The organism is Ovoidimarina sediminis (assembly GCF_032586175.1).
GTDB lineage: Bacteria > Pseudomonadota > Alphaproteobacteria > Rhodobacterales > Rhodobacteraceae > Ovoidimarina > Ovoidimarina sediminis.
The window spans coordinates 23638-39683 of the sequence record NZ_JAWHTE010000027.1 but is presented as its reverse complement, the minus strand read 5'-3'; the positions used below and the strand labels follow the sequence as shown (position 1 = coordinate 39683).

Below are 16046 nucleotides of genomic sequence, written 5' to 3'. Positions count from 1 at the left end.
ATCAACATCATTGTGCGAATCACCTTCGACCCACACGGCTCATGTGTCCTGAAAACAAAGAATGAATGGCTAAACTTGGGCAAACCCGTGTCAGTTTTGCGCTTTCCGCAACATGATAACGTTAGCAGGGCGGATTATTGCTCTGCAGAGAACAATCGCTCCATGTTATGTTACGCCTAACATTAAGGCTGTTCCCCGGCGGCAGGCGTGCTATGTCACCGGGAAGCCATGCGGAGGATTGCAAAGTGACGGCAGGACGGGTGAATCCAAATTTCACACTTGAAAAACAGGGACTTAAAGATCTTGGTGACGTCCACTACAACCTTCTTGAGCCGGCACTGATCCAGCAATCCCTGCTGCGCAACGAAGGCACGCTGGGCAAGGGCGGGGCACTGTTAGTGGAAACAGGCCGCTTCACGGGCCGCTCTCCGCAGGACAAGCACGTGGTGCGCACCCCTGACGTCGAAGACACAATCTGGTGGGAAAACAACCGCCCGATGTCGGCGGAAGGGTTCGACCGGCTCTACGACGACATGGTCTCCCACATGAAGGGCCGCGACTGGTTCGTGCAGGATCTGTTCGGCGGGGCCGACCCCGCACATCGCATCGACGTGCGCATCGTCACCGAACTCGCCTGGCATTCGCTCTTCATCCGCACCATGCTCCGCCGCCCCGACCGCGAGGATCTCGATACCTTCGAGCCCGCGTTCACGATCATCAACGCGCCCTCCTTCACCGCCGATCCCGACCGGCACGATTGCCGCTCCGGCACTGTCATCGCGATCAACTTCGCGCGCCGCCTGATCCTGATCGGCGGCACCGAATATGCGGGCGAGAACAAGAAATCCGTCTTCACGCTCCTCAACTACCTCCTGCCCGAGAAGGGCGTGATGCCGATGCATTGCTCGGCCAATCACGCGCCCGCCAACCCGATCGACACGGCCGTCTTCTTCGGCCTCTCCGGCACCGGCAAGACGACGCTTTCGGCCGATCCCGGCCGCGTGCTTATCGGCGACGACGAACACGGCTGGTCCGATCGCGGCACCTTCAACTTCGAAGGCGGCTGCTACGCCAAGACGATCAGCCTCTCGCCCGAGGCCGAGCCCGAGATCTACGCCACGACCGAGAAATTCGGCACGGTGATCGAAAACATGGTCTTTGATCCCGACACGCTCGATCTCGATTTCGAGGATGACAGCCTGACCGCCAACATGCGCTGCGCCTACCCGCTGCACTACATCTCGAACGCTTCCGAAACCGCGCTTGGCGGGCATCCCAAGAACATCATCATGCTGACCTGCGATGCCTTCGGCGTCCTGCCCCCCATCGCGCGGCTGACGCCGGCACAGGCGATGTACCACTTCCTGTCGGGCTTCACCTCGAAGGTGGCGGGCACCGAACGTGGAGTGACGGAGCCCGAGCCCACCTTCTCCACCTGCTTCGGCGCGCCCTTCATGCCGCGCCGTCCCGAGGTTTACGGCGAACTCCTGCGCACCAAGATCGCCCGGCACGGGGCCACCTGCTGGCTGGTGAACACGGGCTGGACGGGCGGCGCCTACGGGGTTGGAAGCCGGATGCCGATCAAGGCCACCCGCGCGCTTCTGACCGCGGCACTCGACGGCTCGCTCGCCAACGCGCCGTTCCGCAAGGATCCGAATTTCGGCTTCGAGGTGCCCGTCACCGTCTCGGGCGTGCCCGATATCCTGCTCGATCCGCGCCGCACCTGGGAAGACAGCGCGGCCTATGACGCCCAGGCCCGCAAGCTTGTCGACATGTTCGCGGCCAACTTCGCCCAGTACACCGACGCCATCGACGACGACGTGCGCGCCGTCGCCATAGGCTGACGAAATAACGAGCCGCATTTTTTGAACCTCGCATCTTGCGGCCCCCCTGCCCGCCGAGTATGACAACGCTCGCCGTTGGGGTGTAGCCAAGTGGTAAGGCAGCGGTTTTTGGTACCGTGTACCGTAGGTTCGAATCCTACCACCCCAGCCAGGCACTCGTCCCATTTGAGATGGTGCGAGGTGTCGCACGGATAGTGCCGTCATTTCGGCGAGTTGCGCGATAGGTCCGCTGTCGCAGACCGCAAGAACCTCCGCAGCCCGGTACTCGATAGCGGAAAGTCTGCGCAGGGCATTTCCATGGTACGAGGTGTGGATTGAGGCGATCAGAGAGTCGCGATCAGTGCGCGCTGCTCTGACCAGTCAGACGGAAGGTCGTGGGACTTGCACCATTCGGAGGTGAAACCAAGCGGCTGCCTCCCGTCGATGACATCCCGGACAATGTCCGGCGCAAGAAAGGCCAGGTCGATCATCTGCTGGACACGACGCTTCGACGTGCCTTCTGTCCTCGCAATCTGAGCGAAGGTATTGCCTGCCTTGATCCGCTCAAACCATGCATGGGCTCGGGCGATGTTGCGGATCAGCGTCTCGTCCTGACCCGTCGGGGTGTCGCCGAGGACGATCTTAGTCTCTACACCACGCTTCCGAAGCTGGAACGGATGGGCGGATGTGAGCCGCTCAACCGCGACGGAGTCTGGATCGATCTCGAGTGCTTGCGAGAGTGACGTTGCGGCAATCCCCAGGGTGATCGATCCCGGCGCGATGTCGACGCGCTGAACCAGGGCGAGAAGATCTCGCGTCTTGTTGTCAGTTGTGAGGTTCGAGAGTATCGTTGAGATTGCAGTGATGGCTTCTGCTGATGCGCCGGGCACAAGCGACACGGCAAAACCCGGCTTCGAGATCTGGACCCGCACCAGATTGGCGACACGACGTTCAAGCTCTTCTGCCGACAATCGCCAGGCTCCGGGATGCGTCTCGCCGCTCCTGGCCACAAGCCGATGCGAGATGTAGTACCGGAGCCGTGTCCCAGTCCGGGTCTTCGAGTGCGAGGGTGTCAGCCGGTCTCCGGTCTCGTCGAAGAGCTTCCCGCAGAGCAGCGATTTCCGAATTGCAGACGCCTTGCCCCGGGTCCGCGCCGCACTCGACTGAAGCCTCTGCTGGATGGCGTCCCAACGGTCCGGATCAATGATCGGTTGGTGCTGCCCATCGTAGACCTTGCCCCGATGCCGAATGCGTCCGGTGTAGATCGGGTTTGTCAGGATGTGATGGATGTGGCCCCTGTCGAACAGGCCACCGCCGCGGATGGTGCCATCGGTAAGCGTACGTCGCCGGCTGCGCAATCCGAGACGATCGGCCTCATCCTTCACCCTCGGGATCTTCCCAAGTTGCTCGTAGAGATTGTAGAGGGTTCGGACTGTCTCCGCTTCTGGCTTGTTGATCTTCAGAGTCCGCCCGTCAGGGTCGTAACCGAGCGGGACGTTCCCACCCATCCAGAGCCCCTTCTTCTTCGAGGCCGCGATCTTGTCCCGGATCCGCTCTGCGGTCACCTCACGTTCGAATTGTGCAAAGGACAGGAGCATGTTGAGCGTCAGACGCCCCATACTTGTTGCAGTATTGAAAGACTGGGTGACCGAGACGAAGGAAGCTCCAGCCGCATCCAGCACATCTACGATCTTCGCGAAGTCCGCGAGCGACCGGGTCAGACGATCGATCTTGTAGACCACGATCTGATCGACCTTGCCTGCCTGCACGTCGTCCAGAAGCTGCTGCAATGCCGGGCGCTCGAGGCTGCCGCCGGACAACCCTCCGTCGTCATAGGGATCGTGCAACATCACCCAGCCTTCATTCTTCTGGCTGGCAATGTAGGCAGCGCAGGCTTCTCGTTGCGCATGGAGCGAGTTGAACTCCTGCTCCAGCCCGTCCTCGGAACTCTTCCGGGTGTAGATGGCGCAACGGGTCTTCTTCATGATGTGCCCCCTGCTCGATCGACAAGCCCGAAGAAGCGCGGACCGGACCAGGTCGTGCCGGTGATGTGCTTCGCAATGGCCGAGAGCGACGGCCAGTCGCGTCCATCCATCCGGTAGCCCTTCGTCAGGACCTCGACCTGGTAGGTGCGGCCATTCCACTCGCGGACGAGATGCGACCCAGGTCGGGCGATCTGTCGGGTGCGGACGGTAACCGCCCTGCCCTCTGCCACCTGTCGCAGTATCCGACGCGTGGATGCAGGTATCCGGCCATGCTCTTTACACTGCGCCTCATAGCCCAAGGACTTGCGGAGAAAGGCTACCGACAGGTAGGGCGGCGGAGGAGACCCGAAGGCCTCCTCCCAATCCTGCAGCGCCGCAGCGCGGTCCGGATCGGGCTTACCCGGCATTTGCCGGCACCGGTGCAGCGCTTGTCTCAATGGTTGGCTTTTGGCCGTCCACACCTGCACCCTTCGAATCCGCCGCGATCCGGTACCGTGTAGTCTTACCCACCTCCTTCTCTGCGCTGACCATATAGCCGGCCTTTTTCAGTCCGGTGATTGCGGCACGCGTCGTATGACGCTGCCAGCCGAGCTTGTTGCTGATCGCCTCAACATCGACGCCTGCCTTTGCCGAAAGCATCGTTATCAGCTGCGCCTTCTTGGTGGTGGGCCGTTTGCCCCCGCTCTTCGCGGGTCTCGTATTCGTCGTCATCTCCGTCTCCTTTCCTTGGTCAGGAGCAACTTGCCCCTGCTACCAGGCAGAGCCCGAAGGTCCGGGCAGAGATGGCGAATAGGTCGCCAGAGTAGGGACACTACCGCTCTCCAGGGGCGAGAAGTCCAGTCTGAAGACCGGCACTTGCACAGCGTGATGTGCGGCCGCGAAAATCCATGAGAAGGAACGGCTGAGAACAGTCATTCGCTTTTGTAGGTGGACTGGCTAGTTCCGGGTCGCTAGCAGAAAGGCAACTCGTGAAGTCCTGCGAAAATCAGACTATCAACAGCGAACTCGCAAATGCGTCACTGAGGCGCCGACGAAAGTGGTCTAGGGACCATTGCTCTGCACATACTCAACTAAGTGGCACTTTGCCAATCTCCGCTTACCCAAAGTTGCCAATCAACGATTCTACCTCTCTTCGCGCGACTAGCGCCCCACTCCCCCACCGGATACAGTTAGCGTTAGCAGGGAAAACATAGATTTGCAGATTAAGCGCGTCACGATTGAAAACTTCCGCTCCATCCGGCGCGCCGAAATAGAACTCGGCGCAACGACCGTACTTATCGGACCGAACAATGCCGGAAAGACCGCAATCCTCGAAGCCATCCGCATCGCGTTGACGCGACGCTGGGGGCAGCGCGGCACCGGCTTTACCGAGTACGACGTGCATCTTTGCGCGACACGAACCGATCCGAAGACCGGCGATCCGGTCGTGATCGAGATCGAAATGCAGGAATCCACTGCTGGCGAATGGCCGGAGGAGATTGCCGAAACGCTGGCCGACATCATCCAGCTAAACCCGATATCCGGCCAGGCATCGATCATTATGCGGGTGAGCTGCGCGTGGGACGGCGGCGAAGAAAGCTATATTCCAAAATGGGAGTTCCTGAACGTTGACCGGAATCCGCTGGCAGGAAAGGGGGCAAGAGCCATAAATTTTCAGGAGTTCTTTTCCTTCCTGCCAGTGTTCTACCTCGACGCGTTGCGCGACGCTGGAGATGAATTTTCGGCGCGAAGCCAATTTTGGGGGCGGCTCCTACGTACCGTCCAGATACCCGAGGAGTTGGAGCAGAAATCCATCCGGATCTTCAACCTTCTCAATGCGAAATTGTTGGCAGCCGATCCTATGCTGGGCGACCTTGCAACCTCGCTGTCCGATATCAGTCGTGTTGCCACCACTGGGACCCCGGGCCAGGCCAATCTGCGTGTCTTGCCCCTCAATACCTGGGATCTGCTCTCCAGAGCAGAGGTCATCTATCAGACTGATGGCGCGAAGCCTTGGCTCCCGCTCGTACGGCACGGACAGGGGATACAGAGCCTTTCCGTTATGTTCTTGTTCCGCTCCTTTGTTGAGCTGCTTTTGGCCGAGCTCTATCGCGCCGAGAGCACTCCCGTCTTGGCAATGGAGGAGCCCGAAACCCACCTTCATCCGCAAGCTTCGCGTAGTCTGTTTCAACATATCAACAGTTTGCCTGGCCAGAAGATCGTTTCGACCCACTCTCCATATTTTCTCCAGCATGTACCGTTTCGCGAACTTCGCGTTGTACGCGGCGGGGCAAACGGCACCGAGATCAGGTCACTCCCAAGAGAATTTCGCTGCCGGATTCCGTCACTGCCAGCGCTAACCCCAATCGTCGCGGCGGCCGGCGGGCTATTGGAGTACGACGGCGGGCTATCGGAACTCGTCATTAAAGGCGAATTGCCAACAGCGACCTACAACGAATTGCTCGTTGCCTATCACGGGCAGCCAGAGACTGCCGATTATCACGCAAAGCTGCGCGCCGCTCGCGACGCGTCGCTCGAATTCGTCCGCGACGAAGAACTTTCCAAGCTGGAGACTTTTGCCCGTAGAATCCGCGGTGAAATCTTCTTCGCAAGCAAGTGGTTGTTGGTTGAGGGGCAATCAGAGTACCATATCATGCATGGCATGGCCAAAGCCGTGGGCTATGATTTTGATGAGCACGGAGTCTCCGTGATCGACTTCCAAAACAACGGAAATCCAGAGTGCTTTGCGGCGCTCGGTCGAGCGCTCGGCTATCCTTGGATCATGGTGGTCGATGGCGACCTCGCCGGCAATCAGTTTCTCGCGTCGGTGGCCGGGCGAAACTTCGATGCAGCCCATATGGCACAACGGAGCAGGCAACTTCTCGCCGGCTCATTGGAGCATCAGCTTGTGGCCGACGGCTTGCAACCGGAGCTAAAGGCCATTCTGGCAGCGCAGGGTATGGCCGATGTGGAGACGTTGAATGACGTCGATCTAGTCGCCGCACTGAAGGATGACAAATGCGGGTATGCGACTGAGCTGGGCGCGCAATGCGCCGACAATTTGCCGCTCACGCAGCGCATGCCGTTGGCACTCCGCGAAGCGATCGACGCATTGAGGGCTTTGCCATGAACGAGCTTGAGAAGACGCTTAGCGAACTCACGCCTGCCCAAGCGGCGGCGGTGAATTGGGTTGACGGGCCGCTATTTGTGCTGGCGGGGCCAGGGTCAGGCAAAACACGAGTGTTGACCACTCGCGTCGCAAAGCTTCTCGCGGAAACGCCCGAAAGATCCTTCCGAGTGATGGCCCTTACCTTCACCAACAAGGCAGCGGACGAAATGGCAACCCGGGTCGAAACCTACGTTCCCGATCAGCAAAATCGCGCCACTATTGGCACTTTCCATTCCTTCTGCATGCAAATGCTCCAGCAGCATGGCTCTCATATCGGCATCAATCCCGACTTTGCGATTTACTCTTTGCATGCGGATCGAGTTGACCTTCTCAGGGAAGTCATTCGGGAAAACGGCTTGAGCGCCGATGATGAACGCTTCCTTACAACGATCGACAAACTCAAAGCCCGGCTCATTGAGCCCGAGGGTTCAGCAAAGCTCTTTCGGGACGCGGCTGTGGGTGAGCGCGTTGAACAGGTCTATCGCGCCTATGAGAATGGGCTACGCCGCACGAACGCGCTCGATTTTGGATCGTTGATCGCTCAGGCTTACCGGCTGATCTCGACTGCTGCCGGCGTCGCGATTCACTATCGCCGAGCCTACACCTATTGGATGTTCGACGAATTTCAGGACACGACTGAAGGGCAGTACAGGCTCATCAAAACGCTGGCGGGAAGCGCGTTTCGTAACATCTTCGCAGTCGCAGACGACGATCAAATCATCTATCAATGGAATGGGGCGAGCTATCAGCAAATCCAGCGATTTCGCGCGGATTTCCAGCCGACCGAAATCCAACTTCCCACCAACTACCGCTGCCCGCCGAGCATCGTTGCAGCCGCCAACCAGCTTGTCGTCCACAACACGCAGCGAACAGCGTCAAAGCAGCCGCTCATAGCCGGCAAAACAACGCTCCACTACCCAGACGGAGAACATGTCCGTCTGATGCGCTACACGACCGAGGAAGCAGAGGCAGCGGCGGTCGCAACTGGCATTGCCGGTATTGATCCGGCGAAACGTGGCGAAGTCGCCGTCTTGGCCAGGACACGAGCGCTGCTCGAACGCATGCAAAAGGCGTTGACAGACGCCAACGTGTCTGCAGCCATTGCGCAACGGCGTGACGACTTCCGCTCAGCGCAATTTCTATGGCTCTCGGCTGCGCTGCGCCTTGCCGCTCGTCCGCTCGACCGGCGCGCCCTAGATGCCCTCACAGGTGCCTTCAATCGTTGGTTTGACTGCGATATTTGGTCAGACAACATCGCAGCTGCCACTGAGATCAGCTCACGTTCGCTTCTCGCAGAATGGGCCAACGCGGCTGCCACAGTCGAAAATGACGACGCTAAGGCGGTTGTCGGATTGGCGATTGCGCTTGAGCAGCAGCCTACAACTTTTCGGGATTTCATTGCCAGGTTTCTTGAGACGGTCCCAGAAAATGCCCAAGAGATTGACTCGGACGTAGAGGAAGATCGCGCGGCATGGGCAAGTCTTTTCCGCAACATCAATCAGGTGGTCGGAAGGAACGCACCGCTTGAGCAGTTCCTGCAAGAGTTGGCGCTCCGCTCAAAAGAGCCGCCAGTTGAACCCAACACCGTGACGTTGATGACTATTCATAGCGCAAAGGGAAAAGAGTTCGACCACGTCTATCTGATAGGCCTAGCCGAAGACGTCTTGCCCAGCTTCCAAAGCGTCAAAGCAGGAGAAAACAGCGCCGAAATGGAGGAGGAACGCCGGAATTGCTTCGTAGCTATCACGCGAGCTCGCGAATGGCTCTGCCTGTCGTACGCTGATCGCTACCGTGGTTGGACTAAAAAGCCGTCGAGATTCCTTGAGGAAATGGGGCTTGAGTTACCTGTCGCGGCAAGCTCATAAGTCATATTTGGCGAAGTAGCCAAAATTGAAGGGCCTTTATCGGCCTTTCCCAAAGTCAATCCAGTCAACCATGCGCGACCAGTTTCTGATAGTAGTTCAACACGTAGCGAATGGTGACAAGGCGTTGACAAGTCGACGTTCGCAAATACAGGGTCAACTGGCAGGTTGGTGCCGGTGTTCTCAAGTATAAATAAGTGCGGCTAAGTGCGATAATCTTTCGAGAGGTTGAGACTACCACAAAGACGTTGGCCTCAGACCGTCGGCGCCATGTCCCTCAACCTCTGCAAGGGCCAACTCCTTCCAGTCGACCCTTAGTCGTCCGCCTGAGACGCAGTCTCCGGCTCGAAGTATGTTTACTATGTCCTGTCCGGAAAACAGGCGTACCGGATAACGGTCCGCCTCAATCTCTTTCTGCGTCTGTTCAGAGTACCACGACGTCGTGAAATACAGCCCGAACTGGCCCCGACCAAGTCGCGCGACGAGACGGGAAACCTGATCCGGAGTGATCGCGGTCTTGTATCGCTTAGCCTCACCGAGGAACTCGATCTCATAGTCGATCGGATACGGCAGCTTGAACATGCCGAAGAAGTCTATCCCGTGATCGCCTGTACGTCGCGTTCGAGTGACGCGATGCTCCAGACCAGGAACGATATCCGGGAGCTTGTCGATCATGGCCACAGTGAATGCCTCGAACTCGGCCGGGGTTAGCGCAGCCACCTCATCGAGGACTTGCTCGTCATCGGATCCGGGAACCGGAACTTGCTGCTGCTTGCTCCGGACCTTTGAAGACCAGACCTGCCGCCGTTCTATCTTTCCTTTCATGACCTTTCGCCAGACCTCAGGTGCGAGATTTCTGTCGGCCTCACGAACATCATCGGCGATGACACGTTGCCGAAGCCACTCTGCGGGAACCGTCTCAGTGTCGAGAATGGAAAGAAGGATTCGCAGGTTCTTAATCGGCTTCCCTTCGTCCTCAAACCAGGCATGTCTAACGTCGGATAAAGCACAAAGACCATTGAACGTCAGCCATCCGGATTTCTGCTTCGAGAAATGAAGGATCGGTGGCATCTCGTCGAGACGCCCGGCGAGGCGCAGGTTGTTCGTAGCTTCGATACGCGCGTTGCCGGGGAACTGATTGAATAGCTTCTCGCGCGCTGAGATCTTCGCGTCACCCCAATAGTAGATATTTCCGCTGACCTCATCGACCACGTCGTCCCAGGGATTGTGATGCTGGGCGGACATGTCCCTCGTGATCAGGACAAAGAAAGCAGGAACGGGGCGGTCGGTCTCGGGATCAACGGGTCCTCCCGAAACCGGGTCCTTGAACCTGATACCTCCTGAGTTCGAGATCGAGCCGGCAGTCGTATTCAGCCAGCGCAGGAGTTCGTCTTCTTCAAACTTCACGCCCGCCTTGTCACGATACTGGTGACCTACGCGCCAGAACTCTTCGCTCATCACAATTCCTCAAATCAAAAGACGTTGTCGCCCCCGGAGCTCCCGCACCACCCCAAGAAACTCTCCGACCCCCATTAACCATGCGCGCTGGTCAGCCTGATAGGTGCTGTGCAGTGAGGTGGGCAGCACGAGTTGCAGACCCTGCCCCCGCATCTCGGCGGTCTGAATCCGCGATATGGCTGGCTCAAGAGTAAGCAGATGCTTGGTCCGGATCCGGTCCGCTTCCGCAAGGACCTGCCGCCAGCGATCCTTGCAGCTGGTCTTAACGGCAAGCATGGCCAGCTGGTCATCGGGATAACGGCGGTCGGCATAGTCGTCCTCGCCGGGGAACAAGAAGTCTGCAGCGTTTCGCTTTTCAGTCGTTGCTTCGCGCGTATAGCTGACCCCGTGGGCTTGCAGGATGGCTTCAACATGGTGACCGAACGCATAGCCCGCCCGGGATTTCCGTCGATTCTGAACGCTCAGCGAGAAGCTCAAAAACCCATCCACGTCGGCCGATCTGGCCTCCATGAACCCGGCCTCAAGACGGTCTGAGACGATCTCCCGCTCCAGATGCCGGAACAACGCCTCCTCATGCTCCATCCAGGCGATAAGCGCCCCATCAGGATCCGCCTTCGGGTCTACGCCGGCAAGGGTTTCTCGGGCAAAGGACGACAACTGCAGAGTCCCCGGAAACTGCCGTCCGAACCTGTCGATTAGCTGAGCGAAGGCGTCCGGCTCGGGTTCTTCCACCTCAATGCCAAGATCCGACAGGACGCTCCGCGCAGCCAGACCGAGTTCCATCGTATCGTCGCGCTCAAGCCTTCGGGCGACAGGCCTGACCTCGAAGAGATCGAGGCCAAACAGCCAGAGGAGCTGCTGGCCGATGGTCGAGTCCTCGGGGCTCACGAGGACCATCAGGCCGCCATCTCTTGCCTTTGCGATCACCACCTGGTCACCGGCCCGGGCCCTATGCACAACAGGCTCCGACTCCGCCGCATAGTAGAGGTGATATTCAGGGCTCCGCCCTGCCCTGCCCCGGCGGACGTCGCTCCATGTGCAAAAGGATTCCAGCCGGATGGGCTCGGCGTCTTCATCGTCTTCAAGCCAGTAGAATGTCGCCGGGAAGGTCTGCTTCTCAGCCGGCGTGCCAAGGAACGCCCGGAACCCGCTGACGCCCTGGAATTCATGCTGGTTCGACCGTTGACGATTGACCTCAACCTCGGTCAGAACCTTGGCGCCGGCACCCTCGAACAAATCAGCAAGCACGCCGAACTTCACGAGGCAGCCTCCGCTGCATGGCTGTCGGGCACTCCCTCGAGCTCAAAGCCATCACCAGTGCCATGGAGCCATTCCGACACGGCCTCCAGCACCTCATCTGCAGCGTGACGCTGCCTGCCCTTCAGAGCGCATTCCCAGACGACCCCGACGCGCCAGCCTGCCTCTCTCAGGGCCTCCGTACTGGCCCTGTCACGCACAACGTTGGCGCCGATCTTTTCGCGCCAGAACTCTTCCCGCGTGCCCGGCCATTTGAAGAGGTGGCAGTTGTGGCCGTGCCAGAAGCATCCGTGGACGAAGAGGACAGCGCGGTACTTCGGGAAGATCATATCAGGGCGTCCGGGCAGCGTCCGGTCGTGCAGTCGAAAGCGGAAACCGCGGGCGTGGAGCCCGCGGCGGATCATCATCTCAGGCTTGGTGTCAGCGCCCCGGATCGCCGCCATATTCCGGCTGCGGGTCGCCTTGTCATGAACATCAGCCAACTTTGCGTGCGGACTCCGCCTGGTTTTCCGTCAGGCTCAGGATATGCGGTCGCATGATCCGTGCAACCTCTGCGAATACCGGCACGGCGACGGAATTCCCGAACTGCTTGTAAGCCTGGGTGTCAGAAACGGGAATCCGGAATTCGTCGTCGTAGCCCATCAGACGTGCGCACTCGCGGGGTGTCAGGCGCCGTGGGTTACGACGCTTTCCCCGGCTCACCAGGATCTCAGAGCCGTCCTTGTAGTAGCGGGCCGACAGCGTGCGGGCGATGCTGTCCCCATCAACAAGGCCAAAACCAAACCCGTTGCCCTTGGCTTTATGCTTGGCCGCATAGTCGCGCAGATACCGCCAGAGGTGGCTGCTGAGGGTGTACTTGTCACTAACCACGGCGTTGCCACCAACGGTGTAGTGTCTCTCCGGTTCCTCAAGACCGTTCTCCGGGTGAAGGATGTCCCGCATGACCCGATGCCCCCGCAACGGCAGGTGCATATCATCGAACGAGAACGGGACCTCCTCACGGAAGCCCACAATGACAATCCGCTCGCGGTGCTGTGGCACAAAGTGGGCGGCATCAATGATCCGGGTCTGCAGAGTGTAGCCCAGATCATCCTCGAGCTTGCGGCGGATCACCTCAAAAGTCCGGCCCCGGTCGTGGCTCTTCAGGTTCTTGACGTTCTCTAGCAGGAAGGCTGCCGGCCGGTGGGCCATCAGGATCCGGAGGACATCGAAAAAGAGCGTGCCCTGGGTCTCATCATCAAACCCGTGAAGCCGGCCCAGCGCGTTCTTCTTTGAGACTCCGGCGATTGAAAACGGCTGACACGGGAAGCCGGCAACGAGGACATCGTGATCCGGGATCGCCGCGGCCTCGACTTCACGGATATCACCGGCGATCGGGCGGTTGTCAGGGAAGTTCGCGAGGTAGGTCTGCTGAGCGTACTTGTCCCACTCGGATGTGAAGACGCAGCGCCCCCCTGCCCCTTCCATCGCCTTGCGGAGCCCGCCGATACCCGCGAAGAGGTCGATGAACGTGAAGGACCCGCTGTCGGGCTTGCGACGGTTCTGAATCTCCAGTTCGAGGAGCCGGATCACGCCGTCCCGCGGCCGCTCTTCTCCCCGGATCCAGCGGTAGATATGACCTTCCGAGTAGTCGAGATGCTCAGCCGCCTGGGGTACCGAATAGCCTGCCTTCCGGAGAAGGATCTCGAAGTCCGTCATCACTGCTCACCACCCTGGGAATTTTTCTGACACTATGGCGGGAGCCTGCCCACCCGACAAGAACATTCTGCGGACATATGGTAGATTTTTCGTTAACGCCTACCGTATCCTGGGAAATCGACAGGTCGGGAGTTACCTTGCGGACCGGGTATGCGAGCCCGACAACTACGTGCCGGGCCCGCATTTCTCAAGGCGTTGAAGTGCCCCCGTCGGCCGCGTCTGATGTTTCGTCCGGCGGTCCCATCCCGATCCCGATCTACTCGCGTTCAGCTTGTGCCCAGAGCATTCTCTTCCGTGTGGCCTCGGCATGTACAAGCCAGGTTTCAAGGTCCATGGGCGGTGGACAGATCGGGCTACGCAGTTTCCGCGGGCCATCGCCCGGCTGATATCGCTCGCGATAGCTGTCCAGCAACTTCTTTGCCTCAAGGTCACCGGATACGGCGCGCGCCTGAAGGCGTCTGAAGATGAGCTCGTAAGTTTTCAGTTCGGTCTGCCGACCACCCTCACTGATCCAGTGCGTTTCATGAGCGACCTTTTCAACGATTGTCTTCATGTTCTGCCTGCCTTTTGGCCGGCCCTTCGGGTTTCCGCTCTTCCCTTTCCTGAACTGGCTTGCCGGGGGCGGCCGGCCTCTTCCTGTACGGGTGTCATTTACATCGTCAGCCATTCTTCATACCCCGCGTGCACGTCGTAAATCCGGTCACCTTCATCACGCCCGGCGAGATACTCCGCCTTCGCGTCCGCCAGTAGCTGCGGCGACCAGGGAGGCGCTTCGCCGCGGGCGAGCAGTATCCGCTGAACCGCCCAAGGGATCTCGGGGTACGCCGGCAGCGCAGCAGGCGCGTCCGGATCCGGTGGCCTGATCGATCCATACTTTTCGAACTCGCCGATCACGTAGCGCACGGATTTCAGCGCCCCGTTCGTACTGAGCGCCTTTTTCACCTGCTGGCGAAGCTCCAGTTCACGGCTGTCCATCGGCGCACCGTTGACCTGCACCTCGCTCTCCAGCACGGCATTCAGATCCAGAACAGCGGCGTCGGGTTTCTTCGGCCGGCCTCTCGGGTTTCCGGATTGACCCTTTTTGAACTGCGCGGATTTCGGAGGCCGGCCGTAGCCGACCTCGTGATCATCGCTGCTCTTGTCTCCCGGTCTCATTCCGCATCCTCCGCATCGTCTGTGGCGCGAACTTCAGCAACATCTTCAAAGCTCTGACCCGTCGCCTGAAGTCTTGCCTTCAGCCCGCAGACATCCCGGAGGCGCCTGACGATTACATCGCAATAGGCAGGATCGATCTCGATGCCCCGGCCAGACCGGCCGGTTTCCTCTGCAGCAATCAGCGTCGTGCCGGATCCGCAGAAGGCATCGAGAATGAGACCCTCGCGCCTTGAGCAGTCGAGGATCGCGTCGCGCACCAGCGCCGTCGGCTTGACGGTCGGATGCAGGTCCAGATCCTTCTGCTGCGCGCCAAAGCTGTTGACGCCCGGATACGTCCAGACATTTGTGCGGTAGCGGCCGTGCTTTCCGAGCTCGACGTTATTGATGTGGGCGCCGCGGCCCGACTTAAACGCAAAGACCAGTTCATGTTGCGAGCGGTAGAGCGACCCCATGCCGGCATTTGCCTTGGACCAGACGCAGAGGTTCTTCAGCTCGCTGTAGGCTTCCGCGCCAGCTTCGAGGATTTCGCGCATGTGGCGCCAGTCCATGCACTGAAAATGCAAGGAGCCGTCCGCGCTGAACTCCGCCAGATGATGGAACACACCGGAGAGGAATGAAGTGAACGCCTCCGGTGACATCTCGCCGGAGGCCATCGCAAACTCGCGGTGTTGCACCCGGCCGGATCCGCAGACATGCCCGGAGACCGGTACGTTATAGGGCGGATCGGTGAAGACCATCTGAGCGCGGGTCTCCCCCATCAGGGCCAGATAAGTATCGCGCTTCGTACTGTCGCCGCAGATCAGGCGATGACGCCCGATTTCCCAGATATCCCATGGCCGGGTGACCGAAGGTCCGTCTGAAACATCAGGCGTTTCGTCCGCGGGATCAGATCCACTGTCCGGTCCGGCAAGGGACTGATCCTGGATGATCAGGTCGATCTCGGGCAGTTCAAACCCCGTCAGCGTGAGATCGTAGTCGATCCCGAGCGCGCCGAGATCCGCGAATTCAAGCGCGAGAAGCTCCCGGTCCCATCCCGCATTCTCAGCGAGGCGGTTGTCGGCAATGACATAAGCCTGGATATCCGCGGGCGACATGTCCTCAAGGCAGATCACCGGCACTTCTTTCATGCCAAGCCTTTGCGCAGCGAGGACGCGGCCATGTCCGGCAACAAGCGTACTCCCGGAGTCAACGAGTACAGGGTTGGTGAAGCCGAAGTGCTCGATTGAGCGCATCAGCTGTCGGATCTGCGCCTCGCTGTGCGTGCGCGGATTGCGCGCGCGAGCGCTCAGGTCGTCAGGGGATCGGTAGGTTATCTTCAGATCTGCCATGGTCTGGCTCCGTTCATCAGGGGAGCCCGACACGCCAAGAAACGCCGTAGCTCCAGTTAAACTGAAACCACGCGTTCCCCATGGAATGCGATGGAACCTTCCGGATGACGCCTGCGGACCATGCCCGGCACTTTCATCCTGCGGCTGACACCTTCAGCCGTGCCCATGCACAGCCGTCAGATACAACCTCGGATATGGCTGAGTATCCCGTCCGCGCCTGCGACACAACCAGCGCGAGACCCAAACAACGCCGATAATCCGGAAACAGAGTGACACCCCAGGTTCAACAATTCTGAAATGTCAGAACCAGGTGATCTGATCCCAATGTTGGA

At 59.5% G+C, this 16046-nt stretch carries 13 protein-coding genes and 1 tRNA gene; 4 read left to right on the top strand and 10 right to left on the bottom strand.

All coding sequences use genetic code 11. From position 1 onward, the window contains the following. Positions 1-245 precede the first annotated feature (245 nt). Positions 246-1844, top strand: coding sequence for a phosphoenolpyruvate carboxykinase (locus RXV90_RS21730; RefSeq protein WP_316651758.1), 1599 nt, complete (start codon positions 246-248; stop codon positions 1842-1844). 76 nt (positions 1845-1920) lie between these two features. Further along, positions 1921-1995 (top strand) — tRNA-Gln (locus RXV90_RS21725). Between the two features lie 172 nt (positions 1996-2167). Here RXV90_RS21725 and RXV90_RS21720 read toward each other — a convergent pair. The 3 genes from RXV90_RS21720 to RXV90_RS21710 are packed head-to-tail and all read right to left on the bottom strand — an operon-like array spanning position 2168 to position 4519. Then, positions 2168-3808 carry a recombinase family protein gene (locus tag RXV90_RS21720; RefSeq protein ID WP_316651755.1) on the bottom strand — a complete coding sequence of 547 codons (1641 nt, stop codon included), beginning with the start codon at positions 3806-3808 and terminating at the stop codon, positions 2168-2170. Continuing rightward, a complete protein-coding gene (locus RXV90_RS21715) occupies positions 3805-4215 on the bottom strand; it encodes a DUF2924 domain-containing protein (RefSeq protein WP_316651752.1) in 411 nt (136 codons plus the stop codon). The genes RXV90_RS21720 and RXV90_RS21715 overlap by 4 nt, the downstream gene beginning before the upstream one ends. Further along, complete coding sequence (locus tag RXV90_RS21710) at positions 4205-4519, bottom strand: DUF3489 domain-containing protein (protein WP_316651751.1); 315 nt, start codon at positions 4517-4519, stop codon at positions 4205-4207. Before RXV90_RS21710 ends, RXV90_RS21715 begins: the two co-directional genes overlap by 11 nt. Positions 4520-5003: 484 nt before the next feature. Between RXV90_RS21710 and RXV90_RS21705 the strand changes: the two genes are divergently transcribed. Next, positions 5004-6917: an ATP-dependent nuclease gene (locus tag RXV90_RS21705; protein WP_316651750.1), complete on the top strand. Its 1914-nt coding sequence runs from the start codon at positions 5004-5006 to the stop codon at positions 6915-6917. Next, positions 6914-8821, top strand: a complete 1908-nt coding sequence (locus RXV90_RS21700) for an ATP-dependent helicase (RefSeq protein WP_316651749.1) — start codon at positions 6914-6916, stop codon at positions 8819-8821. The genes RXV90_RS21705 and RXV90_RS21700 overlap by 4 nt, the downstream gene beginning before the upstream one ends. A 231-nt stretch (positions 8822-9052) precedes the next feature. Here RXV90_RS21700 and RXV90_RS21695 read toward each other — a convergent pair whose 3' ends face one another. The 7 genes from RXV90_RS21695 to RXV90_RS21665 form a co-directional block, all read right to left on the bottom strand. Next, on the bottom strand, positions 9053-10276 hold the full coding sequence (locus tag RXV90_RS21695; protein WP_316651748.1) for a restriction endonuclease: 1224 nt from the start codon (positions 10274-10276) through the stop codon (positions 9053-9055). Between the two features lie 9 nt (positions 10277-10285). Then, positions 10286-11536 (bottom strand): type II restriction endonuclease, encoded by a 1251-nt coding sequence (locus tag RXV90_RS21690; RefSeq protein WP_316651745.1) that lies wholly within the window; start codon positions 11534-11536, stop codon positions 10286-10288. After that, positions 11533-12015, bottom strand: coding sequence for a very short patch repair endonuclease (locus RXV90_RS21685; protein ID WP_316651743.1), 483 nt, complete (start codon positions 12013-12015; stop codon positions 11533-11535). Before RXV90_RS21685 ends, RXV90_RS21690 begins: the two co-directional genes overlap by 4 nt. Continuing rightward, positions 12008-13231 (bottom strand): DNA (cytosine-5-)-methyltransferase, encoded by a 1224-nt coding sequence (gene dcm / locus RXV90_RS21680; RefSeq protein WP_316651741.1) that lies wholly within the window; start codon positions 13229-13231, stop codon positions 12008-12010. The genes RXV90_RS21685 and dcm overlap by 8 nt, the downstream gene beginning before the upstream one ends. A gap of 256 nt (positions 13232-13487) precedes the next feature. Continuing rightward, positions 13488-13898, bottom strand: a complete 411-nt coding sequence (locus RXV90_RS21675) for a DUF5681 domain-containing protein (protein WP_316651740.1) — start codon at positions 13896-13898, stop codon at positions 13488-13490. Further along, entirely contained in the window at positions 13883-14386 is a 504-nt protein-coding gene (locus RXV90_RS21670) for a DUF5681 domain-containing protein (RefSeq protein ID WP_316651738.1), read from the bottom strand. The genes RXV90_RS21675 and RXV90_RS21670 overlap by 16 nt, the downstream gene beginning before the upstream one ends. Continuing rightward, positions 14383-15714: a site-specific DNA-methyltransferase gene (locus RXV90_RS21665; RefSeq protein ID WP_316651737.1), complete on the bottom strand. Its 1332-nt coding sequence runs from the start codon at positions 15712-15714 to the stop codon at positions 14383-14385. Before RXV90_RS21665 ends, RXV90_RS21670 begins: the two co-directional genes overlap by 4 nt. Positions 15715-16046: the final 332 nt, after the last annotated feature.

Excerpts from the sequence above, each read along its gene's own strand:
- RXV90_RS21695 (WP_316651748.1), bottom strand. The coding sequence starts at position 10,276 with ATGAGCGAAGAGTTCTGGCGCGTAGGTCACCAGTATCGTGACAAGGCG.
- RXV90_RS21715 (WP_316651752.1), bottom strand. The coding sequence starts at position 4,215 with ATGCCGGGTAAGCCCGATCCGGACCGCGCTGCGGCGCTGCAGGATTGG.
- RXV90_RS21665 (WP_316651737.1), bottom strand. The coding sequence starts at position 15,714 with ATGGCAGATCTGAAGATAACCTACCGATCCCCTGACGACCTGAGCGCT.
- RXV90_RS21720 (WP_316651755.1), bottom strand. The coding sequence starts at position 3,808 with ATGAAGAAGACCCGTTGCGCCATCTACACCCGGAAGAGTTCCGAGGAC.
- RXV90_RS21700 (WP_316651749.1), top strand. The coding sequence starts at position 6,914 with ATGAACGAGCTTGAGAAGACGCTTAGCGAACTCACGCCTGCCCAAGCG.
- RXV90_RS21670 (WP_316651738.1), bottom strand. The coding sequence starts at position 14,386 with ATGAGACCGGGAGACAAGAGCAGCGATGATCACGAGGTCGGCTACGGC.
- RXV90_RS21675 (WP_316651740.1), bottom strand. The coding sequence starts at position 13,898 with ATGGCTGACGATGTAAATGACACCCGTACAGGAAGAGGCCGGCCGCCC.
- RXV90_RS21710 (WP_316651751.1), bottom strand. The coding sequence starts at position 4,519 with ATGACGACGAATACGAGACCCGCGAAGAGCGGGGGCAAACGGCCCACC.
- dcm (WP_316651741.1), bottom strand. The coding sequence starts at position 13,231 with ATGACGGACTTCGAGATCCTTCTCCGGAAGGCAGGCTATTCGGTACCC.